The organism is Haloferax massiliensis (genome assembly GCF_001368915.1).
Classification (GTDB): domain Archaea; phylum Halobacteriota; class Halobacteria; order Halobacteriales; family Haloferacaceae; genus Haloferax; species Haloferax massiliensis.
In genome coordinates, this window is the sequence record NZ_CSTE01000001.1 from 314,106 (window position 1) to 334,208 (window position 20,103).

19 protein-coding genes and 1 pseudogene are annotated in these 20,103 nt (G+C 68.8%); 11 read left to right on the top strand and 9 right to left on the bottom strand.

Annotated elements, in window-relative coordinates:
- Positions 1-37: 37 nt before the first annotated feature.
- Positions 38-535 (bottom strand): DUF5812 family protein, encoded by a 498-nt coding sequence (locus BN996_RS01430; protein WP_089776849.1) that lies wholly within the window; start codon positions 533-535, stop codon positions 38-40.
- Positions 536-647: 112 nt separating this feature from the next.
- Here BN996_RS01430 and BN996_RS01435 point away from each other — a divergent pair, with 112 nt between their 5' ends.
- The 4 genes and pseudogenes from BN996_RS01435 to BN996_RS01450 all read left to right on the top strand — a co-directional run bounded on the left by BN996_RS01435 (position 648) and on the right by BN996_RS01450 (position 3,435).
- Positions 648-1,247 carry a GNAT family N-acetyltransferase gene (locus BN996_RS01435; protein ID WP_089776850.1) on the top strand — a complete coding sequence of 200 codons (600 nt, stop codon included), beginning with the start codon at positions 648-650 and terminating at the stop codon, positions 1,245-1,247.
- Positions 1,248-1,374: 127 nt separating this feature from the next.
- On the top strand, positions 1,375-2,073 hold the full coding sequence (locus tag BN996_RS01440; protein ID WP_089776851.1) for a CDP-alcohol phosphatidyltransferase family protein: 699 nt from the start codon (positions 1,375-1,377) through the stop codon (positions 2,071-2,073).
- Positions 2,070-2,755: pseudogene (locus BN996_RS20720) on the top strand (CehA/McbA family metallohydrolase). Before BN996_RS01440 ends, BN996_RS20720 begins: the two are co-directional and overlap by 4 nt.
- The gene (locus BN996_RS01450; protein ID WP_089776852.1) at positions 2,752-3,435 is read left to right on the top strand and encodes a TVP38/TMEM64 family protein; all 684 of its coding nucleotides are present in this window, start codon (positions 2,752-2,754) and stop codon (positions 3,433-3,435) included. Before BN996_RS20720 ends, BN996_RS01450 begins: the two are co-directional and overlap by 4 nt.
- Positions 3,436-3,453: 18 nt before the next feature.
- On the opposite strand, the gene BN996_RS01455 is transcribed toward BN996_RS01450, so the two are convergent.
- Positions 3,454-3,987, bottom strand: a complete 534-nt coding sequence (locus tag BN996_RS01455) for a DUF8056 family protein (protein WP_089776853.1) — start codon at positions 3,985-3,987, stop codon at positions 3,454-3,456.
- A 72-nt stretch (positions 3,988-4,059) separates the two neighbouring features.
- On the opposite strand from BN996_RS01455, the gene BN996_RS01460 reads away from it, so the two are divergent.
- The gene (locus tag BN996_RS01460) at positions 4,060-5,352 is read left to right on the top strand and encodes a glucose-6-phosphate isomerase (protein ID WP_089776854.1); all 1,293 of its coding nucleotides are present in this window, start codon (positions 4,060-4,062) and stop codon (positions 5,350-5,352) included.
- A 328-nt stretch (positions 5,353-5,680) separates the two neighbouring features.
- The gene (locus BN996_RS01465; RefSeq protein WP_089776855.1) at positions 5,681-6,418 is read left to right on the top strand and encodes a CPBP family intramembrane glutamic endopeptidase; all 738 of its coding nucleotides are present in this window, start codon (positions 5,681-5,683) and stop codon (positions 6,416-6,418) included.
- A 32-nt stretch (positions 6,419-6,450) separates the two neighbouring features.
- On the opposite strand, the gene BN996_RS01470 is transcribed toward BN996_RS01465, so the two are convergent.
- Together BN996_RS01470 and BN996_RS01475 are read right to left on the bottom strand one after the other, a co-directional pair.
- A complete protein-coding gene (locus BN996_RS01470) occupies positions 6,451-6,909 on the bottom strand; it encodes an NOB1 family endonuclease (RefSeq protein ID WP_004976295.1) in 459 nt (152 codons plus the stop codon).
- Between the two features lie 18 nt (positions 6,910-6,927).
- Entirely contained in the window at positions 6,928-7,173 is a 246-nt protein-coding gene (locus BN996_RS01475; RefSeq protein ID WP_089776856.1) for a PRC-barrel domain-containing protein, read from the bottom strand.
- Between the two features lie 197 nt (positions 7,174-7,370).
- Between BN996_RS01475 and infB the strand changes: the two genes are divergently transcribed.
- Entirely contained in the window at positions 7,371-9,173 is a 1,803-nt protein-coding gene (gene infB, locus BN996_RS01480) for a translation initiation factor IF-2 (RefSeq protein WP_089776857.1), read from the top strand.
- A 116-nt stretch (positions 9,174-9,289) separates the two neighbouring features.
- Positions 9,290-9,595: a DUF8015 family protein gene (locus tag BN996_RS01485; protein ID WP_089776858.1), complete on the top strand. Its 306-nt coding sequence runs from the start codon at positions 9,290-9,292 to the stop codon at positions 9,593-9,595.
- A 147-nt stretch (positions 9,596-9,742) separates the two neighbouring features.
- Here the strand turns inward: BN996_RS01485 and BN996_RS01490 are convergent, their stop codons facing one another.
- The 5 genes from BN996_RS01490 to BN996_RS01510 form a co-directional block, all read right to left on the bottom strand.
- On the bottom strand, positions 9,743-10,126 hold the full coding sequence (locus BN996_RS01490) for a DUF5811 family protein (protein ID WP_089776859.1): 384 nt from the start codon (positions 10,124-10,126) through the stop codon (positions 9,743-9,745).
- 130 nt (positions 10,127-10,256) lie between these two features.
- Positions 10,257-11,102 (bottom strand): sensor histidine kinase, encoded by an 846-nt coding sequence (locus tag BN996_RS01495; RefSeq protein WP_089777291.1) that lies wholly within the window; start codon positions 11,100-11,102, stop codon positions 10,257-10,259.
- A gap of 90 nt (positions 11,103-11,192) precedes the next feature.
- Positions 11,193-11,666 (bottom strand): pyruvoyl-dependent arginine decarboxylase, encoded by a 474-nt coding sequence (locus BN996_RS01500; RefSeq protein WP_089776860.1) that lies wholly within the window; start codon positions 11,664-11,666, stop codon positions 11,193-11,195.
- A gap of 94 nt (positions 11,667-11,760) precedes the next feature.
- On the bottom strand, positions 11,761-12,999 hold the full coding sequence (gene pan2, locus BN996_RS01505; RefSeq protein ID WP_089776861.1) for a proteasome-activating nucleotidase Pan2: 1,239 nt from the start codon (positions 12,997-12,999) through the stop codon (positions 11,761-11,763).
- A 404-nt stretch (positions 13,000-13,403) separates the two neighbouring features.
- Positions 13,404-13,877, bottom strand: coding sequence for a deoxyuridine 5'-triphosphate nucleotidohydrolase (locus BN996_RS01510; RefSeq protein WP_089776862.1), 474 nt, complete (start codon positions 13,875-13,877; stop codon positions 13,404-13,406).
- Positions 13,878-14,150: 273 nt separating this feature from the next.
- Between BN996_RS01510 and BN996_RS01515 the strand changes: the two genes are divergently transcribed.
- From BN996_RS01515 to BN996_RS01525, 3 genes are all read left to right on the top strand, one after another.
- Complete coding sequence (locus tag BN996_RS01515) at positions 14,151-16,115, top strand: aconitate hydratase (protein ID WP_089776863.1); 1,965 nt, start codon at positions 14,151-14,153, stop codon at positions 16,113-16,115.
- A gap of 176 nt (positions 16,116-16,291) precedes the next feature.
- Positions 16,292-16,765: a ribosomal protein S18-alanine N-acetyltransferase gene (gene rimI / locus BN996_RS01520; RefSeq protein WP_089776864.1), complete on the top strand. Its 474-nt coding sequence runs from the start codon at positions 16,292-16,294 to the stop codon at positions 16,763-16,765.
- A gap of 82 nt (positions 16,766-16,847) precedes the next feature.
- A complete protein-coding gene (locus tag BN996_RS01525) occupies positions 16,848-20,057 on the top strand; it encodes a GAF domain-containing protein (RefSeq protein ID WP_089776865.1) in 3,210 nt (1,069 codons plus the stop codon).
- Positions 20,058-20,103: the final 46 nt, after the last annotated feature.

Consider the following 20,103-nt stretch of genomic DNA (forward strand, 5'->3'; position numbering starts at 1 on the left):
CGAGAAGACGAGCGGGGGCGAGCAGAAAAGACCCGGCTCAGGGCATGTAGCGGACCGCGACGACGCCCGGTTGCGAGCGGATTTCGACGCGGTTCACGTCGAGTCTGGCGGCCCGCGACAGCAGGCCCTCTCTGTCGTCGAGGATGTCGTCGACGGCCTGTTCGGTCATGTCGTCGGGGACCGACAGGACGTGAATCTCGCCGGTGCCGGCGCGTTCCTCGCGGACGAGTTCGCCGTCGGGGTTGTCGGCGGCGATGTCGCGGGAGTTCGTCGTCGGCGACTCGGTGGAGCGCTCGACGGAGACGGTCCAGCGCGACTCGACTTCGACGAGTTGCCACGAGACGTTCATCGGCGGGTCGGGCGCGACGGTCCCGCGGACGGCTTCGTCCTCGGAGACGCCGGGGTTCGACGAGAGCGCGTGGACCTGCCCGGAGTGAACGTCCTTCAGGACGGCCGACTCCTCGTCGGCGGCGGTGACGAGAAAGGTTCCCGTTCGCTCGGACTCGGACTCGGTCTCGGACTCGGACTCGGTCATCACCCGCTGTAAGCCACCGGGCCTTTTCCCCGTTTCGGGCGCTTCCGGCCGTGTGGCACCGATACCCACGGCGACGGTGGGCTTTTCTCGCGGCGCTCCGACGCGACTGGCGATGCCCGCGCTCTGGCGGTTGACCCGGACCGAGACGGCCCGCCGCGTCTACGACGCGCTCAAGGCCCGCGGACTCACGGCGACGCAGATGGACGAGTACGTCGCGGACGCCGACGCGGCGGACGCCGACCGCGACCCCCCGGGGGGAGTCGAGATTCGCGCGCTCGACCCCGAGGACGCGCGCCGGTTCGAGGCACGCTACGACGCGTTTTCCGAACTTCGAGACGACGAGACGGCGGTGTGCGCGTTCGATGGTGAGGCAGACGAGGAACCTGCGCTCGTCGGCTACCTCTTTCTCGGCGACCCCGGTCTGACGTACCACGTCCGCCCGCTGGAGGCCGACGTGACCGTCCCCGGCGGCTACGTCCGCCGGGTGTTCGTCGCGCCCGAGGCGCGGAACCGCGGCATCGCCACCGCGCTCGTCTCGCGGGCCGTCGCGGTTGCCGCCGGGCAGGGGGCTGAGACGGTCCACGCGCTCGTCGCCCGCGACAACCGACCCTCGCAGTGGACTTTCGGGAGCGTCGGCTTCCGAGTCGCCCGCACCCGAGCGTACTACCGGGTCGGCCCGTGGCGACGCCGGCGCGTCAAACCGCGTCCATAGCGGTACAGAGCGCTCAGTTCCGTCCCGAGCGCTCCGTTCGGGAACCCAGATATATAGATATTTGATTTATATATACTATAGCGATTAAATTTATACTCAATCGGCCGAGTGTGTCGGACAGATAGGCATGACGGACGAACTCAGGTCAGCACTTCGCGGGAGGCTGGACGCGGTCGACGCGCGGGCGAGCGAGGTCGTGCGCTCATCGACGGGGGAGAACATGATTTCGCGGCTCGGAGCCGCGGACTGGTTGAGTCTGGGCGCGCTCTTCTGGGCGTGGGTCGGCGCGATACTGTTCGTGTCGGGCGAGCCGAACTGGGCCATCGTGGCCGTCCTCGCCGGCTTCGCCTTCGACAAGGCCGACGGCTACTACGCCCGCAAAACCGGGACCGCCTCGGCGTTCGGCCGACAGATAGACTCCTTCATCGACATCTTCGCGTACCTCGTGTCGGCGGCGCTCCTGTACCACGTCGCGCTCGCGCCCAACCCGGTCGTGAGCGCCGTCGTCGGCTTCGTCGTCCTCACCTTCGGCGGCCTGCGACTCATCCGCCACAACAGCGAGGGGTTCGGCGACGACTCGGGAACCTCGTACTACCACGGGACGACGGTCGTTCACACGCACCTCGTCGTGCTGGCGAACTACTTCCTCCTCCAGTTCGTCCCGCTGTGGAACGGCTGGGTCGCGGGCGCGACAATCGTGGCGGTCTGCCCGCTCATGACCTCCGACTACAAGGCGTACAAGACCGACGCGGGACACGTCCTCGTCGGCGTCGCCGGCGTCCTGACGGTCGTCGGCTGTCTCGCGCTCGAATTCGGTGTGGTATGAGCGGTCGGACGCGGGACTCGCGAGGGCCGCGAACGCTCGCGGTGGACCTCCACGTCCACACCGACGCCTCCTACGACTGCGAGATGTCGGTCGAAGCGGTGCTGAGCCGCGCGGCGTCGGTGGGCCTCGACGCGGTCGCGCTCACCGACCACGACTCGGTCGGGTCGCTCCCGCGGGCGTTCGACATCGCCCACGAGTACGGCGTCCGGGTCGTCCCCGGCGTCGAGGTCTCGACGGCCGACGGCCACCTCCTCGCGCTCGGCGTCGACGACCCGCCGGCGAGACGGCGCGGGCGGTCCGCGAGTCGGGCGGGCTCGCGGCCGTGCCGCACCCGTTTCAGACGTTCCGGCACGGCGCGTCCCGGCGGGCGATCCGGGACGTCGACGCCATCGAGGTGTACAACGCCCACACGCTCACCGGATTCAGAAACGGGCAGGCGCGGCGCTACGCCCGCCGGCGGGGACTCCCGGGCACGGGCGGGAGCGACGCGCACCGACCCGCGCTGGTCGGACGGGCGTACACGGCCGTCTCGGTCGAGGCGGACGGCGACGTCACGACCGACGCCATCTTGGAGGGGATTCGCGCCGGGCGAACCGTCGCGCGGGGGACGCGAACGACCGCCCGTCAGTACCTGCGGAAGTACGCGCTGAACGCCCGGCTCAAGACCGCCTCGTTCCTGTGACCGGTCGGCTGTTCGACTCGACCGACGCACGGAACGCGGCGCTCGTCAGGCTCGGCGTCGTCGCGGTCGCCTTCGCGGCCGTCGCCGTGGTCGTCGCCGCGTTCGCCCCGCGACTCGCCGACCCGGCGTGGGTCCGCTCGGCCGTCGAATCGACCGGGGCGTTCGCCCCGTTGGTGTTCGTCGGTATCCAGGCGCTTCAGGTGATTCTCGCGCCGATTCCCGGGCAAGCCCTCGCCGCCGTCGGCGGCTACCTCTTCGGGACGGTCGCCGGGACGGCCTACAGCATGGTCGGCGTCGTCGCCGGGAGCGCAATCGTCTTCCTGCTCGCCCGGCGTTTCGGCCGACCCGCGGTCGAGCGCCTCGTCGCCGACGACGCGCTCGCGCGGTTCGACGGCGTCGCCGACCGCCGGGGCGTCGCCGGCCTGTTCGTCCTGTTTCTCCTGCCGGCGTTCCCGGACGACGCGCTCTGCGCGCTCGCCGGGCTCTCGCCGCTTCGACTCCGGACGCTCGTCGTCCTCGTCGCCGTCGGTCGCCTGCCGACGTTCGCCCTCGCGGCGGCCGCCGGGCGGAACGCGGGCGCGGCGAACTACGGGACGGTGGCGCTCCTCGTCGGAGTCGGCGTCGTCGCCTCGGTGGTCGTCTACCGCTACCGGGACGAGTTGGCGGCGAGAGTCGGGTGAGAACGGAGTTAGCGGCGCTTATCGGAGCAGTCGGTGGATTCCGTAGATGCCCGCCGCGCACGCGACCGGGGGGACGAGGCCGTAGACTGCGGGCAGGCCGTAGAGCAGTTGAACGACCGGGACGAGCGCCGAGACGGTCACGGGGCCCACCGTGAACGGCTCGGCCGGCGTCTGAAGCTCCGCGGGAACCGACGCGAGAAGCCCCACGTACACCGACAGCATGAACACGAATCCGGCGAGCGCGAGGCTCAGGTCGTACCGCGGTTTCGACCCGGTGCGGCGGTGTCGGCGGGCGACGAACAGTATCGGGGCGACGAGCGGCGCGACGACGAACAGCCCCACGAGGACGTAGAACGACCGCGAGAGGGTGAGCGACCCGCCGGGGACGCCGGCGGTCGCGCCGATGAGGACCACGAGTCCGAAGGCGACGAACAACGAGACGACGCCTGTCGCCAGCGCACCGACGAGCACGTAGCACTTGAACAGCCACGACTCGCTGTGCCGGAAGGCGTACGGGAACGCGCCGATGACGCCGCCGTAGTCGTCTGCCATCGGTCGCCCTTGGGAGCGGCCGCGATTAAAGCGACCGGTGTCGTTTTGACGCCGGGCGACGCGGCATCCTGTATGCAGGTAGACCTCGGGAACGTCCTCGACACGGCGTCGGCCCACGGCGTCTCGCGCGAGGCGCTCGACCGACTCGACGGCCGCGTCGCGGCCGCCCACGACCGCATCGAACGAGGCCGAGAGGCCGGCGAACACGGCTACGAATCGCTGAACCTTCCGAACAGCACCGACCCCGCGGCGATTCGCGACGCGGTGAGCCGGTTCGACGACCCCTCGGCGGTCGTCACCGTCGGCATCGGCGGGAGCGCCCTCGGCGCGGCCACCCTCACCGACGCGCTCGAAAGCGACGTGGACGCCTACTACCTCGACAACGTCGACCCCGAGGCCGTCGAGCGCCTCCTCGACTCGCTTGACCTCTCGTCGACCGTCGTCAACGTCGTCTCGCGGTCCGGCACGACCGCCGAGACGCTGGCGAACTTCCTCGTCGTCCGGGAGGCGATGGCCGACGCGGGCGTCGACTGGGCCGACCGAACCTTCGTCACGACCGGCGAGGAGGGCAACCTCCGCGACCTCGCCGACAAGCACGACCTCCCGTCGCTCCCCGTCCCGGACGGCGTCCCCGGTCGGTTTTCGGTGCTCTCGACGGTCGGCCTCGCCGCCGCGGCACTCTGCGGTCACGACATCGAGGCGGTCTTGGAGGGCGCGGCCGCACAGGAGGCGCGCCTGTCGGATTCGCTTTTCGACTCGCCGGCGTACGCCTACGGCGCGGTCTCCTACGCGCTCGCCGAGCGCGGCATGCACCAGAACGCGATGATGCCCTACGCGGAATCGCTCGAAACGTTCTCCGAGTGGTTCGCCCAGCTGTGGGCCGAGTCGCTCGGGAAGGACGGCCTCGGCCAGACGCCCCTGCGGGCGCTCGGCGCGACCGACCAGCACTCCCAGCTTCAACTGTACCGCGCCGGCCCGCGCGACAAGCTCGTGACCCTCGTCCGCGCCGCGGAGCGCAAGGACGTCGCCATCCCCGAGACCGACCTCGACGGCCTCGCGTACCTCGGCGGCTCGTCGCTCGGCGACCTGCTCGACGCCGAGTTCGAGGCGACCGAGGCGAGCCTCGCCGCGGCCGGCCGCCCGAGCGTCCGCATCGAACTCGACCGCGTCGACGAGTACGGCCTCGGCGAGCTGCTCTACGCGATGGAGGCCGCCTGCGTCCTCTACGGCGAACTCGCCAGCGTGGACACGTTCGTCCAGCCGGCGGTCGAGTGGGGCAAACGCGCCGCCCGCGGCCTGCTCGGCGGCGGCGACTTCGAGGAAGCGGACGCGGTCGAAGAGAAGTCCCGGCTGGTCGTGGAGTAGTCGGAGCGAGAGGGTCGCGGCGACCGCGGCCGAGAACTAGCTTTTGCGACGACTACCGAACAACCACCCAGCGGCGACTACCGAACAGTCCACGGGGCGGGACTGAAAGGGGCCGCCGCGAGGGCGAACCCCGGGGCGGTGAGGACCGCAGGCCGGAGGCCGAGGACCGCGACGGCCCGCGGGAGCCGTCGTGGCGGGGGCTTTCGAGGTGGTTCCGCAGCCCGGCCCTCCTCTCAAAACGGCGCAAGCGACACAGACTCACGTGACTCCACAGACTGGTGAGAATCGACCCGAATCGGTTATCCGACACCGTTCCGAAGGGGGGACAATGGCACACGACACCGCCCGCTCGTCTGCGAGCCCCGCAGACCACCTCCAGGCGTACGGTGGCATCATCATCGTCGTCGCCCTTTCGCTCCTCGTCGGCGCGACGCTCGGCTCGGTCGCCGCCGGCCTCGCTCGCGGCGTGGTTCCGGGCGACACCGCGCTCATCGGCGCGATACAGACCGCCGGACAGTTCGTCGGCTTCGGCGTCGTCGGCGCGGGCTACCTCTCCATGCGCGACGACTGGGACCTGATTCGGTTCGAGCGACCGACCGCGCGCGACGCCCTGTGGATTGCGGGCGGGTTCGTCGCCGTGATGGGCGTCTACCTCGGCGCGTCGGCGCTGATGTCCGCGCTCGGCATCCAGAGCGGCGACAGCGTCATCGCCCAGCAGGGCCGCGAGAACCCGGTGTACTTCCTGTATCTCACGGTCATCACCATCGTCCTCGTCGGCCCGGCGGAGGAGCTTATTTTCCGCGGCATCGCCTTCGGTGAACTCCGCCGACTCTGGGGTCCCGCGCCCGCGGTCGTCCTGTCCAGTCTGGTGTTCGCGTCGATTCACCTCTGGTCGTTCTCCGGCGAGGGGCTGTACGTCTCGCTGGGGATGGTGTTCGTCCTCGGGAGCGTCCTCGCGCTCGTCTACGAGAAGAGCGGGAACCTGCTGGTCGCCGCGCTGGTCCACGGGCTGTACAACGCGGTCCAGTTCCTCGTGAGCTACGCGCAGGCGACCGGCATGGTCTGAAAAAGGGGAATCGAGCCGCTGAGTCGGCCGGCTTACGCCGGGTTCTTCCGCGACAGCTCCATCCCGCAGATGGGACAGCGCTCTTTGTTCTCGTCGAACTCCCGGCCGCAGCCCTGACACTGGAACTTCCAGCTTCGCTGTTCCGCGATGCCGTCTTGGGCGATGACTTCGACGCCGACGTTGAGCCGCTCGGCGACGTTCTGCATCGCGTAGTCGTCGGTGACGAGCGTCGCGTCGAGTTCGAACGCGGCGGCGATGAGGCGCGTGTCGGTCTCCGAGAGCACGTCGCGGTCGCCGGTCTCGCCCGCGGCGCGGAGCACCTTGTCCACGGTCCCCTGTCCGGGGATGTGGACGTACATTCCCGCGCCTTCGAGGGCGTCGAAGCGGAAGGCGTGCTCGCCGGTGAGTTCTTCCTTGACGAGGGGAATCGAGGCCGTCTCGTCGTCGGTGTGGTACTCGTTGATGAACGCAGAAGCGTCGAGAATCCGCATTGAGAATCTATCCTGAGTCTACCGTTGGACGACGATGTAATCCTTGACCGCCTGCACGCGGTTCACCGGGACTCGGAACCGTCCGCGGTCGTCCCGGTCGAACGAGACGCGACCGGGGGAAATCTGCTCGTTCGGCTGGACGAGCAGGTCGTGAAGCTCGCCCGACTTCAGGTCCATCGTGATGTTGTACAGCATCCCGAGTTCCGTCCCGTCCGAGCCCATGACGGCCTTTCCGGAGAGGTTCTCGGCGAGTATGTCGGCCATACACACCCCTTCCTCGTCGGTTCACATAAACGGCACGGGCACGTCTGACGGGCGGCCGACGGACGCCCGGATTCGCCTGCGGGCCGCGAGAACAGTCGACACGGTGAATCGCGGACTCGTGGGCGCGGGCGTGACGATGGACTTAACTTGAGTCACCGACTCGATTCCGGTAAGAGCTTTCTCCGGGGCGATTCTCCATGTCCGACACTGATTCGACGTCACAATCCGATACGCTTCGCACACCCATCGTGGCCGTCCTCGGCCACGTGGACCACGGGAAGACGAGTCTTCTCGACAAGATTCGCGGCTCCGCCGTCAGCGAGGGCGAAGCCGGCGCCATCACCCAGCACATCGGCGCGACCGCGGTCCCCTTAGACACCGTCTCGCAGATGGCCGGCAGTCTGGTCAAACCCGAGGACTTCGACCTCCCGGGGCTGTTGTTCATCGACACGCCGGGCCACCACTCCTTTAGCACCCTCCGCTCGCGCGGCGGGGCGCTCGCCGACATCGCCATCCTCGTGGTCGACGTGAACGACAGCTTCCAGCCGCAGACCGAGGAGGCCATCGACATCCTCAAGCGGACGGGGACGCCGTTCATCGTGGCCGCGAACAAGATAGACACGACGCCGGGCTGGAACCCCCAAGAGGGGGCCCCCATCCAGAAGACCTACGAGGAGCAGTCCCAGCGCGCCCGCTCGAAACTCGACGAGAAACTGTACGAGATTATCGGCGAACTCTCCGACCGAGGCTTCTCCTCGGACTTCTACTGGCGCGTCCAGAACTTCCAGTCCAACATCGGCGTCGTCCCCGTCTCCGCGCTGACCGGCGAGGGCATCCCCGACCTGCTGGGCGTCCTGATGGGCCTCTCGCAGCGCTACATGAAAGACGAGATGGCCATCGACGTGGCCGGTCCCGGATCCGGGACGGTCCTCGAAGTCAAGGAGGAACGCGGCTTCGGCGCGACCCTCGACGTGGTCCTCTACGACGGGACGATTCGCGCGGGCGACACCGTCGTCGTCGGCGGCGCGAACGACCCCATCGTCACCGAGGTCCGCGCGCTCCTCCAGCCCCGTCCGAACGCCGAGATTCGGACCGAAAAGCGGTTCGACAAGGTCGAGGAGGTCCGCGCCGCGGCCGGCGTGAAAATCGCCGCCCCCGACCTCGAAGACGCGATGGCCGGCGCGCCGGTCCGCGTCGTCGGCGACCGCGACCTCGACGAGGTCGTCCGCGAGGTCGAAGCCGAACTCGCGGATATCGAGGTCACCACCGAAGAGGAGGGCGTCGTCGTCAAGGCCGACACGCTCGGCAGCCTCGAAGCGATGGCGAACGCCTTACAGGAGGCCGAGGTACCCATCCTCCGCGCCGAGGTCGGAGACATCGCTCCGCGCGACGTGGCCGTCGCCTCGACCGCCCGCGAACCCGAGCACAAGGTCATCCTCGGGTTCAACGTGGACGTGCTCTCGAACGCCGAGGCCGAACTCGAAAAGAACGACGTGAAGCTGTTCGAAGACGACGTCATCTATCAGCTCGTCGAGGAGTACGAAGAGCACGTCGAGGAGATGAAACGCGCCCAACAGGAGACGATTCTCGACAAAATCGTCCGCCCGTGTCGCTTCCGCATCCTCCAGGACCACGTCTTCCGGCAGAACAACCCCGCCGTCGTCGGGGTCGAAGTCATGTCCGGGACCATCAAGAACAACATGAACGTCGTGAAGTGGGAAGACGGCGAGGCGAACCGCGTCGGTCAGCTCTCGGGCATCCAAGAAAACGGCGAGGACGTGTCGAGCGCCCGCGCCGGCTCGCGGGTCAGCGTCGCCATCGACGGCCCGACGGTCGGCCGCCAGATAGAGGAGGGTGACGAACTCTGGATCGAACTCCCCGAAAAGCACGCGAAGATTCTCGAACAGGAGCTCCGCGACGACATCCCCACCGACGAACTGGAGGCGCTGTCGGGCTACCTCGAAAAGCACCGCCGCCGCGACCCCTTCTGGGGAAAATAGGCGACTCGTCGCGCCCCGAGTCTTCCGTTGACTCAGCATATCCGTGAGCCGCACGGCCGTCCCGTCGGGCGAAATAGCTAATATTCAGACGTTCGTACCCGTCGCCGAGTGGTATCATGCGCACACGAACACCCCATAGCGACAGCATCGTCACGAAAGCGACGCGGTACGACGCCATCCTCGCGACACTACCGCTCCCGCTCGCCGTCGGGACGGCGGTCGGCGCGCTCTCGCCGCTCCCACTTTCGCTCGTTGTCGGCGCGAGCGGCCTCGTCTCGGCGGCCGTGCTCGCCTACGGGTTGTTCGTTGCGACACCGCGGTCGGCGGCCGGTCCGACGGGCGAGTCGGACGCGTCCGCCGAGACCGACGCGACGCTCATCATCGTGGGCTTCCTGCTGTTCGTCTTTCGACCGCCTCCGTGAAGTGTATTGTTCTCGTTCTGAACTGACGGGAGCGCGGCGCTGAAACGCAGGACGAGGCGACGGGACGGCGGCGAGGAACCGATCGGCAGGTCGCAACGGCGCGTCAGTCGCCACTCGGACCCCGACAGCGATGGGGGTCGGCGCGGGTTACCGCGCGGCGGGCGTGAGGTCGTCGCCGACGGCGCTCATGACCTGAAACGCCGCGGTGGCGGCGAGTCCGCGGGCGACCTCGTTGCGGTCTTCGTCGGTGAGTCCGGCGTCGAGTTCGTCGGCGTCCGGCGAGAAGCCGGCGCTGACGGGGTGGCCGACCGGCGGATGGACGGCCACGGTGGCGAGCGGCCCGTTCATCCCGGTCGAGAGCTCCGACCCGACGGCGAAGCCCTCGGGGAGGTACGACTCCGTCCGCGAGACGATACCGGCGACCGCCCGCCGGAGCGCGTCCATCTGCTCGACGGTCAGTTCTCGGTCGGGCGACGCCTGACCGGCCCCAGTCACGCCGGGAGCGCCCGCATATGGGTTGTTCCCGTTCATCAGTCGTCTGCGATACGGGAAGGACGTGTAAAAAGCCGTCGTCGGTCGGCGGCGCGGTGGCGAATCGAAACTGGGTGACGACGCGGCGACGGCGGGATAACAGCGGGATGACGACCCGGTGACGCCGCCGTCAGGCCGTTCGCGGAAGCGAGACGGTGACGACGGTCCCGTGGGCCTTCGGTGTCGAAATGTCGAGCGACCCGCCGGAGGCGTCGACGATGGCGCGGACCAGCCAGAGGCCGACGCCGCTGGTGTGCGAAAGCGGCGTCTCCGACCCCGAAAGCAGGGCCTCGCGCTCGGCGTCCGGGATGCCGGGACCGTTGTCGGTGACGGTCACGCCGACGACCTCGCCGAGTTGCCAGACGGCGACGTGAATCTTCGGCTCGTCGCAGTCGGCGTGGACGACGGCGTTGTCGAGCAGTTCGGCGATGCTTCGCGGGAGCGCCGGGTGCGCCCGCACGGTGAGCGTCTCCGGCGAGGTGACGGAAACCCGCACCGCAGAATGCTCGATTTCGAGGTCATCGACGGCGTCGGCGACCGCACACGAGAGGTCGACGTCGACCTCGTTCCCCTCCGCGAGTTCGACGGTCCTGAGGAGCGCGACCTCGTCGCTCACCTCCACCAGTCGGTTCGCTCGGTGTCGAATCGCCTCCACGGGGTCGGTGTTCGCGTCCGCGTCGTCCCGCGACTCGACCAGTTCGGCGTAGCCGAGGATGGCGGTGCAGGCGTTCCTGATGTCGTGTCTGAGGATTCGATGGAGGACGCTCGTGTGCGCGAGCGTCGACTCCAGCCGTTTGGAGGTCCGGTTCAGTTCGGTCTGACTCCGGTCGACGAGGGCGTACACCAACAGCGCCGACAGGCCGACGAACAGCCATCCCTTCGCCGTCTGGATGAGCTCGTGGTTCGGAAGCCCCTCCACGAGACTGTCGCTCGTCGCGACCCAGAGGAAGCCGAAGGCGGCGTAGATGAGCGCCACTCGCCACGGGGACAGGTCGAACGGCGCGTCACCACTCATGTCGGAGCAATACTCACAAACGCTGATGAGTCCGTCGGTCAGCGCGGAGTCTCAGAAGACGGATTCGCTCTGCCCGTAGGCCGCGACCGTGACGGCGGTGGTGTAGCCGTCGCCCTCGTGGGTGCCGGTGGTGAGCGCGACCTCCTCGTCGTCGAACGACCACTCGCGGAGGTTTCGGCCCGCGTCGAGGCCGTCGAGGACGGCCGCGCGGACGTCGTCTTCGTCGGTTCCGGACGCCTCGTAGAACAGGCCGGGCCCGGAGCCGGTCGCCCAGCCGAGACCGGCGACCGCCGTCTCGCCGGGCGTCGAAGTCGTCTCGCGGGCCTGCACCACGGTCAGGCGGTTGCCGGCGGGACCGAGGTCGGGGGCCACGTCGACCGCCTCGACGGTCGCGTCGGCGGGGACGACCGACGAGACGGCGACGAGGTTGTAGTTGTGGACGTTGGCGGCGGCGAGCGCGGCGTCGTACGACGCCATCTCGGTGGGGGCGGTGCCGACCCCGCGGACGACGCGAATCGTGTTCATGTCCGAACTCTCGCGGCGGTGGAAAAGGGGGTTACGAATAGCGGCGCTCGAAAGCCAGCGGGGGACGGACGCGCGATACCCCCGGACGGAGCGCTCAGTACTGGTAGTCCGTGAAGCCCGAGATGGGGCCGGTGCCGGACTCATCGACGTTCGAGAGCTTCTCGTGGGCGGCGTCGAAGTCCGCGCTCGCCACCTCGGTCCGCCCCTCGCGGATGGCGAACATACCGGCCTCGGTCGTGAGCGACGCGATGTCCGCGCCGGAGTAGTCGTCGAGTTCCTCTGCGAGCGCGTCGAGGTCCACGTCGTCGGCGACGTTCATGTCGCGGGTGTGGATATCGAGGATGCGGCGGCGGCCCTCGACGGCGGGCTTGGGAACCTCGATGAGGCGGTCGAACCGACCGGGGCGGAGGATGGCCTCGTCGAGCATGTCGAAGCGGTTGGTCGCCGCGATGATGCGGATGTCGCCGCGGTCGTCGAAGCCGTCCATCTCCGAGAGGAGTTGCATCATCGTGCGCTGGACCTCGGCGTCGCCGGAGGTCTTCGAGTCCGTGCGCTTCGAGGCGACGGCGTCGATCTCGTCGATGAAGATGACCACCGGCTCGCGCTCGGCGGCGAGCTTGAACAGGTCGCGGACGAGTCGCGCGCCCTCGCCGATGAACTTCTGGACGAGTTCGGAGCCGGCCATCTTGATGAACGAGGCGTTGGTCTCGTTGGCGACGGCCTTGGCGAGCATCGTCTTCCCGGTGCCCGGCGGGCCGTACAGGAGCACGCCGGACGGCGGGTCGATGCCGACTTCCGCGAACATCTCGGGGTTTTCGAGGGGCTGTTCGACCGCCTCGCGGACCTCGCGGACCTGCTCGTCGATGCCGCCGATGTCGTCGTAGGTGACCGTCGGCGACTCGACGACCTCCATCGCCTGCGCCCGCGCGTCCGTCTCGTCGTCGAGGACGGTCTGGACGGCGAACGAGTCGTTGATGGCGACGCGGTCGCCGGGCTCGATGTCGTCGATGTTCAGGTTCGGTGCGAACTCGGTCAGGACCTCCTGGTTGTTGCCGTGCTGCTTGATGATGACGCCGTCGTCGGTCAGCTCCTCGACCGTGGCGATGTAGTACGAGGCCGTCTTCAGGGCCTCGTTGCGCGCTTTCATCTGGTCGACCTCGTCGACCAACTCGGCGTGGCGGTCGTCGGCGTTCTGGAGCCGCTGGTCGAGTTCGCGGTTGACGTCGACCATGCGTTCGAAGTGCTGGCGGAGTGCAGACAGCCGCTCTGCATCCGACATCTCGGGGTCCAGATCGAGATGAGGACGTTCCGGGAGAGATGGACTCCGTGACATCAGTGATTGGCCACACTTAGGCATGGGCGTAAATGTGCCTTTGGGTCAGAGAACCCGACTGCCGCGCTCGAAGCGGCTTTAGGTGACGGTGCCCCCGTGGCGCTCGCTCGCGGCGGCGAATCGAAAGCCGGCAGCGCGACGCCGCGGCTCACGGGTACGGAGCGTGTTCGCGGGAACGCGCGAAGCGACGAAGACGAAGATGTGGAAGGAGGAAGTTGCGGAGGTTCAGTGTGTACAGGTCGCCCCTCGTTTCGGCCCGACGTGCCCTCCGCGAGAACAGATACGACGCCCACCGACTTGAAAGGAATTCGTCATTGCCGAGAACGTCCCGTGAATCGGGATATCGGTATTCATCCGGTAGCATCCGGCGGGCGACTGCCTCCGAGAGCCGCGGTCGGCGGTCGTCAGCGGGTGCGCTCGCCCTGATAGCTCCCGTCGTAGGTCTCGTCGTGAGTCGCGTCCGCGAGGACGATTTGGGCGACGCGCGCGCCGCGTTCGAGTTCGACCGGGTGGTGGACCTGTAGGAGGCCCTCGCCTTTCCCCTCGTAGCCGGCGTCCCAGACGGCCGTGTTCAGCATACAGGAGTTCCGCATGAGCGACGACCGCGGGTAGATGAAGCCGACGTGGTCCTCGGGGATGCGGACCGTCTCGGCGTACTGGAGGACGTAGCCGCCGGGGCCGAGTCGGTACGTCTCGGTCTCCGGGTCGGCGAAGTCGAGGGCGCGGCGCTCCCCGACGGTCTTGCCCTCGCGGCCGAGTCGGCCCGGTTCGACCTGTTCGAGGACCGCTTCGAGCGTCAGGTCGACGCCGTTGGGTTGGACCTGTTCGGCCGTGACCGGCGAGATGTGCTGTGCGACGAACGAGCCAGCGCGGTGCATATCCGAACCCCGTCCAGCGAGCGCAAAACTGTGCCGAACCTCGGCCGTCGTCACCCCTCACACGACCCCCCCGCGTTCGGGGCCACAACGGGGTCGAAATCGCTCACCGTTTGGGTCGGTGACGACCCCCGCGGTGACCAGTCACATGGGAGAACCAACAAGGAGTTTAATGGCCCTTAGACGCTAGAAACCCCGAGACGGCGCTATCGTTCACGTTCGAAGATAGGGAAGTACGCGGGATTTATATCCGAGGACCATCGACGTTCGGGTGTTATGGGACAGACGCTCACGGAAAAGATTCTCTCGGACCACCTCGTCGAGGGTGACCTCACCCCCGGAGAGGAGATCGGAATCGAAATCGACCAAGTCCTGATGCAGGACACGACCGGGACGATGGTCTGGCTCCAGTTCGAGGCGCTCGACCTCGACGAGGCGCAGACTGAGCTCGCCGCCCAGTACTGCGACCACCAGACCTACCAGTTCGACTTCAAGAACACGGACGACCACCGCTTCCTCCGTTCCGCGGCCGGGACATATGGTGCCCACTTCTCCCGCCCCGGCAACGGTATCTGCCACAACGTCCACAAGGAGAACTTCGCCGCGCCCGGCAAGACGCTCCTCGGCTCGGACTCCCACACGCCGACCCCCGGCGGCCTCGGCCAGCTCGCCATCGGTGCCGGCGGCCTCGACATCGCTGTCGCCATGGGCGGCGGCGCGTACTACGTCGAGATGCCGGAGGTCGTGAACGTCCGCCTCGAAGGCGAACTCCCCGAGTGGTCCTCCGCGAAGGACGTCATCCTCGAAATGCTCCGCCGCGAGACCGTCAAGGGCGGCGTCGGCAAGGTGTTCGAGTACACCGGCCCCGGTGCTGAATCGCTCACCGTGCCCGAGCGAACCACCATCACCAACATGGGGACCGAACTCGGCGCCACCTCGTCGCTGTTCGAGACCGACGAGAAGACCAAAGACTACCTCGAACGCCAGGGTCGCGGCGACGAGTACGTCGAGCTGACGGCCGACGACGACGCCGAGTACGCCGACGAAATCGTCATCGACCTCGGCGACCTCGAACCGCTCATCGCCTGCCCGTCGATGCCCGACAACGTGGTTCCGGTCCGCGAAGTCGCCGGCGAGACGGTCGAGCAGGTCCTCGTCGGTTCCTGTACCAACGGCGGCTACGAGGACGTCCTCCCGGCCGCGAAGATGGTCAAGGACCAGGAGGTCGCAAAGCACCTCGAAATGATCGTCGCGCCCGGTTCGAAGCAGGCCGGCGAGATGCTCGCCCGCGAGGGCTGGACGGCCGAGATGATGGCGGCCGGCGTCAACGTCTCCGAGGCGACCTGTGGCCCGTGTATCGGTATCGGCCACGTCCCCGCCTCCGACTCCGTCTCGCTGCGCACCTTCAACCGCAACTTCGAGGGCCGCTCGGGCATCGAAGACGACAACGTCTACCTCTGCTCGCCGCAGGTCGCCGCCGCCGCGGCGCTCAAGGGCGAAATCGTTGACCCCCGCGACCTCGCCGACGAACTCGGACTCGACGCCCCCGGCGTCGAACTCCCCGACGAGTACGACGGCTCGAAGACGGACCTCATCTACGCCGACGACGCCATCGACGACGAGCTCATCAAGGGCCCGAACATCGGCGAAGTTCCCCTGCAGGACCCCCTCGGCTCGAACATCTCGGGTGAGACCCTCCTGAAGATGGAGGACAACATCACGACCGACCACATCATCCCGGCGACGTCCGACATCCTCAAGTTCCGCTCGAACATCGAGCGCCTCTCGGACTTCACGCTCTCGCGCGTCGACGAGACGTTCGCCCAGCGCGCCAAGGAAGCCGGCACCGGCGTCCTCGTCGCGGGCGAGAACTACGGTCAGGGCTCCTCCCGCGAACACGCCGCGATGTGTCCGATGTACCTCGGCATCGAGGCCGTCCTCGCGCAGTCGTTCGCTCGCATCCACAAGGCGAACCTGTTCAACTTCGGTATCGTCCCCCTCGCCATCGACGAGGAGACGTACGAGCAGATCGAGCAGGGCGACGACGTCGAAATCGTCGACGACGTGGCCGCTGCCGTCGAATCCGGCCAGGAAGAGTTCACCATCCGCGTGAACGACGACTGGGAAGCGACGGCGAACCTGCACGCCTCCGAGCGCGAGCGTCGTATCCTCACCGCCGGCGGCAAGCTCCCCCTCACGAAGCAGCAGGCCGAGGGCGGCGCTGCCCCCGCGGACGACTGAACGCGACCAACCACTTTCTCGCTTTTTCGCCCGGCGAGCGGCGGCCACGGCGGGGGCCGAGGGCCGCGCCGACCGCTCCCGTGAGCGTCCGCTCCGGACCAGCCGCCTCGATGCGTCCGTCACCCCCGCGGCCCCGTGCCGTCGGGCTTTTGCGTGCCAACCACGTAGCGCCGGACGTGACGGCGTTCGACGACGCGGTCGTCAGGCGGGTCGACCGGGCCGACCTCCTCGACGTGCTCCGCATCGAGCGGACCTGTTTCTCCGAGCCGTGGCCGTACTCCGCGTTCGAGATGTTCGTCGACGAGCCGGCGTTCCTCGTCGCCGCCCGCGGGGGCGAGGTGCTCGGCTACGTCGTCGCCGACGTGATGCCGAACCACGGCAACGATATCGGCCACGTCAAGGACCTCGCGGTCCGCCCGGAGGCCCGCGGCGGCGGTCTCGGGCGGCGGTTGCTCCTCCAGTCGCTGACGGCGATGGCCATCGCGGGCGCGGCGGTCGTGAAACTCGAAGTCCGCGTCTCGAACGAACCGGCCATCGGGCTCTACCGGAGCGTCGGCTTCGAACCCGCCCGCCGGGTGCCGAGCTACTACGGCGACGGCGAGGACGCGTACATCATGGTCCTCGACGTGGGCGAGTGGCAAAGCGCCTGACAGGACCGCTCGCGGCCGAACGAGGGCTTATCAAGGCGAGCCACGTACACGAGTTGTGTTACCGCCCCCCACCGTGCTCTGTGTGAGTGACGACGACGAGTTCGCGGCGGCCCTCGACTCGTCGCTGTCGTCGCTCGGCGAAGTGACGGCCGTCCGTCACGTCCGCACCCCCGCCGCGGCGCGCGCGGAACTCGTCTCCGCCTCGGCGGCCGTCTCGTGTGTCGTTCTTACCGCACCCACGGCGGCCGGCGACGAGGAGGCGTTCGTCCGCGACGTCTACGCGCAGGGCCTCGACGTTCCCGTCGTCGTCGCGGCCGCCGACAGCGAGGTCGCGGCGCGCGCGGTCGACGCCGGCGCGACGGACTACGTCGTCCGCGACGACGACCCAGAGACGATGTCGTGGGTGGCCGCCCGCGTCGAGCGGGCGCTCGGCGAGTACACCCTCGCGCAGAACCACAGAGACCGCATCGAGCAACAGCGCGTCGTCTCCGAGGTGGGCACGCGGGCGCTGACCGCCGTCGACCTCGACTCGACGCTCGACCACGCCGCCCGGCGGGTCCGCGACGTGCTCGGGGCGGACTCGGTCACGGTGTTCGAGGGCCTCGACGACGGCGCGTTTCGCGTCGCCGCCGCCGCGGGCTGGTCGGCGAATCGGGGTCGCGGACCCACCGCGACCGAGGGGACGCAGGCGGCCGAGACGTACCGGACCGGGCGCTCGACGCTCGTCGACGACTTCGACGCGGACGGGCGCTTCGAGCACACGGACGGCGCGGGGGCGTCGGTGCCGAAAAGCGGGATGAGCGCGGCCATCCGCGGCGACGGAACCCGGTGGGGAGCCATCGTCGTCCACGCGGTCGCCCGCGGCCGGTTCGCCGACGACGACGTGCTGTTCTTGGAGAACATCGCGGCCGTCGTCGGCGCGGCGACCGAGCGCCACGAACTCAAAAGCGCGCTCTCGGAGGTCTTAGAGCGGATGGACGAGGCGGTGATGGGCTTCGACGCGGACTGGCGCGTCACCTACGTCAACTCGACGGCCGAACACGGGCTCGGCATGTCCGCCGCGTCGGTGCTGGGGACGCGCATCTGGGACTCGGTGCCCGAGGCCGCCGTCTTCCGCAAGGAGTTCGAGCGCGCGATGGAGCGACAGGAGCCCGCGACGTTCGAGACCTACTACGACCGCCTCGAAACGTGGTACGCGGTTCGGGCGTACCCCTCCGAGACGGGACTGTCGGTCTACTTCACCGACATCACGGAGCAGTTGGAACGCGAGGCCGAAGCCGAGCAGTACGGGCGGATGGTCGAGGCCGTCGCCGACGCGGTGTACGCGCTGGACGACGAGGGGCGGTTCGTGGCGGTCAACCCGGCGTTCGAGCGGCTCACCGGCCTCGACCGCGACCGCGTCATCGGGTCGCCGACGGGGCTGCTCGCCGAGAACGCGACCGCGACCGACGGGAGCGACGAGGCGTTCGCGGCCGCGTCGCGGGGAATCGTCGAGTTCGAACTCCGGACGCCCGACGACGAGGTCGTCCGCGTCGAGAACCACCGGACGCCGCTCGTCGTCGGCGGCGAGGAAATCGGCTCCGTCGGCGTCCTCCGCGACGTGACGAAGCGACACCGCTACGAGCGCCTGCTGGCGACGCTCCACGACCGGACCCGCGAGATGATGGGCGCGACCGACAGACAGGCGGTCCTCCGCGCGACCGTCGACGCCTGCGACGAGGTGCTCGGCGACGCCCGGACGGAGCTGTACGTCTTCGACGAGGCGGACACGAGCCTCGTCCGCGTGGGCGCGGCCGGGACCGGGCTCGGCGACAAGCCGTTCGAGGGCGGCCTCGACCGCGGCGGCGTCTGGGACGCGTTCGTCTCCGGCGACGTCCGCGTGGTCGAACTCGCGCCCGACGGGGGCGTCGTCGACGGCGTCGAGCGGGTCATCGCCGCGCCGCTGGGTCGCCACGGCGTGCTCGTCACCGGCCACCCCGGCACCGTCGCGCCGACCGAGGTCGACGTGGAACTCGTGAACCTGCTGTCGGCGACCGTCGAGGAGTTGCTCGACCGCATCGACGCCGAGGCGGAACTGCGCGAGCGCGACCGCCGGCTCGAAGCCCAAAACGAGGCGCTCACGCGTCTCGACCGAATCAACGCGACCATCAGGAACATCAACCGGTCGCTCATCCGCGCGCCGACCCGCGGCGAGGCGCTGTCGGCCGTCGCCGAACAACTCGTCGACGCCGACGGCGTGGCCGTCGTCTGGCACGCCGAGGCCAGCGACGTAGACGAGACGTACCGCCCGCCGAGCGACGCGGTCCACGGCGCGGACACCGCCTACGCCGACCGACTGGGGGAAGTAGCGACCGCGGAGCCGCTGTTTTCGCTGCTCGAAGCCGCCATCGAGAGCCGAGAGATACGGGTGATAGCGGACGTGCTCGACGACCCCGCGTGGGCCGACCACCGCGGCGACGCGCTCAGCTACGGGTTCCGCGCCGTCGCGGTCATCCCCGCGGTCGCCGACGACCGGGTGGAGGCGCTGTTCGTCGTCCACGCGACCGGGTCGGAAGTCGTCGACAACGACGACGGCTTGCTCACTGAACTGGGGGAGACGGTCGGCTACGCGCTCGCGGCCACGGGGCGCGCCGACGCCATGCTGACAGAGCGCCGGACGGACGTGCAGATACGGCTCGGCGGCGACCGACTGTCGCTGTCGCGACTCGCCCGGCGGGTCGGCGACGCGGTGAGCCTCGGCGGCGTCATCCCGCAGTCCGACGGCTCGGTCATCGCGTTCGTCGCCAGCGACGCGGAGCCCGAGGACGTCGTCGCCGCCGGGCGGGACATCGCGACCCGCGTGCGCCACGTCTCGACCGACGACTCGGGGTCGCTGTTCGAACTCCGTCTCCCGCGGGAGTCGCTTTTCGAGACGCTGTACGCCTCGGAGGCGACGCTGCGGGCGCTCGACGCGACGCCGACCCAGACCACGCTCACCGCCGAGGTCCCCGAGCGAATCCGGGTCCGGTCGTTCGTCGACGCGCTCGACGCGAACTACCCCGGGACGGGACTGCTGTCGCGGCGGACCGCCGAGGGAGCCGACTCGCCGCAGACGTTCGCCGCCGAGATGCGAGAGGCGTGGACGAGCCGGCAACACGAGTCGATTCGGGCGGCCCACCTCGCCGGCTTCTACGAGTGGCCGCGCCGCAGCACCGCCGAGACGCTCGCCGAGACGTTCGACATCAGCGCGCCGACCTACCAGTACCACCTGCGCGCGGCCGAGCGAAAGCTGGTCGAACGCGTCTTCGAATGATAACATACCACATAGAATCCAGCGATACCAACTGATTTTCAGTTGA

Excerpts from the sequence above, each read along its gene's own strand:
- BN996_RS01430 (WP_089776849.1), bottom strand. The coding sequence starts at position 535 with ATGACCGAGTCCGAGTCCGAGACCGAGTCCGAGTCCGAGCGAACGGGA.
- BN996_RS01435 (WP_089776850.1), top strand. The coding sequence starts at position 648 with ATGCCCGCGCTCTGGCGGTTGACCCGGACCGAGACGGCCCGCCGCGTC.
- BN996_RS01440 (WP_089776851.1), top strand. The coding sequence starts at position 1,375 with ATGACGGACGAACTCAGGTCAGCACTTCGCGGGAGGCTGGACGCGGTC.
- BN996_RS01455 (WP_089776853.1), bottom strand. The coding sequence starts at position 3,987 with ATGGCAGACGACTACGGCGGCGTCATCGGCGCGTTCCCGTACGCCTTC.
- BN996_RS01460 (WP_089776854.1), top strand. The coding sequence starts at position 4,060 with ATGCAGGTAGACCTCGGGAACGTCCTCGACACGGCGTCGGCCCACGGC.
- BN996_RS01465 (WP_089776855.1), top strand. The coding sequence starts at position 5,681 with ATGGCACACGACACCGCCCGCTCGTCTGCGAGCCCCGCAGACCACCTC.
- BN996_RS01470 (WP_004976295.1), bottom strand. The coding sequence starts at position 6,909 with ATGCGGATTCTCGACGCTTCTGCGTTCATCAACGAGTACCACACCGAC.
- BN996_RS01475 (WP_089776856.1), bottom strand. The coding sequence starts at position 7,173 with ATGGCCGACATACTCGCCGAGAACCTCTCCGGAAAGGCCGTCATGGGC.
- infB (WP_089776857.1), top strand. The coding sequence starts at position 7,371 with ATGTCCGACACTGATTCGACGTCACAATCCGATACGCTTCGCACACCC.
- BN996_RS01485 (WP_089776858.1), top strand. The coding sequence starts at position 9,290 with ATGCGCACACGAACACCCCATAGCGACAGCATCGTCACGAAAGCGACG.
- BN996_RS01490 (WP_089776859.1), bottom strand. The coding sequence starts at position 10,126 with ATGAACGGGAACAACCCATATGCGGGCGCTCCCGGCGTGACTGGGGCC.
- BN996_RS01500 (WP_089776860.1), bottom strand. The coding sequence starts at position 11,666 with ATGAACACGATTCGCGTCGTCCGCGGGGTCGGCACCGCCCCCACCGAG.
- pan2 (WP_089776861.1), bottom strand. The coding sequence starts at position 12,999 with ATGTCACGGAGTCCATCTCTCCCGGAACGTCCTCATCTCGATCTGGAC.
- BN996_RS01510 (WP_089776862.1), bottom strand. The coding sequence starts at position 13,877 with ATGCACCGCGCTGGCTCGTTCGTCGCACAGCACATCTCGCCGGTCACG.
- BN996_RS01515 (WP_089776863.1), top strand. The coding sequence starts at position 14,151 with ATGGGACAGACGCTCACGGAAAAGATTCTCTCGGACCACCTCGTCGAG.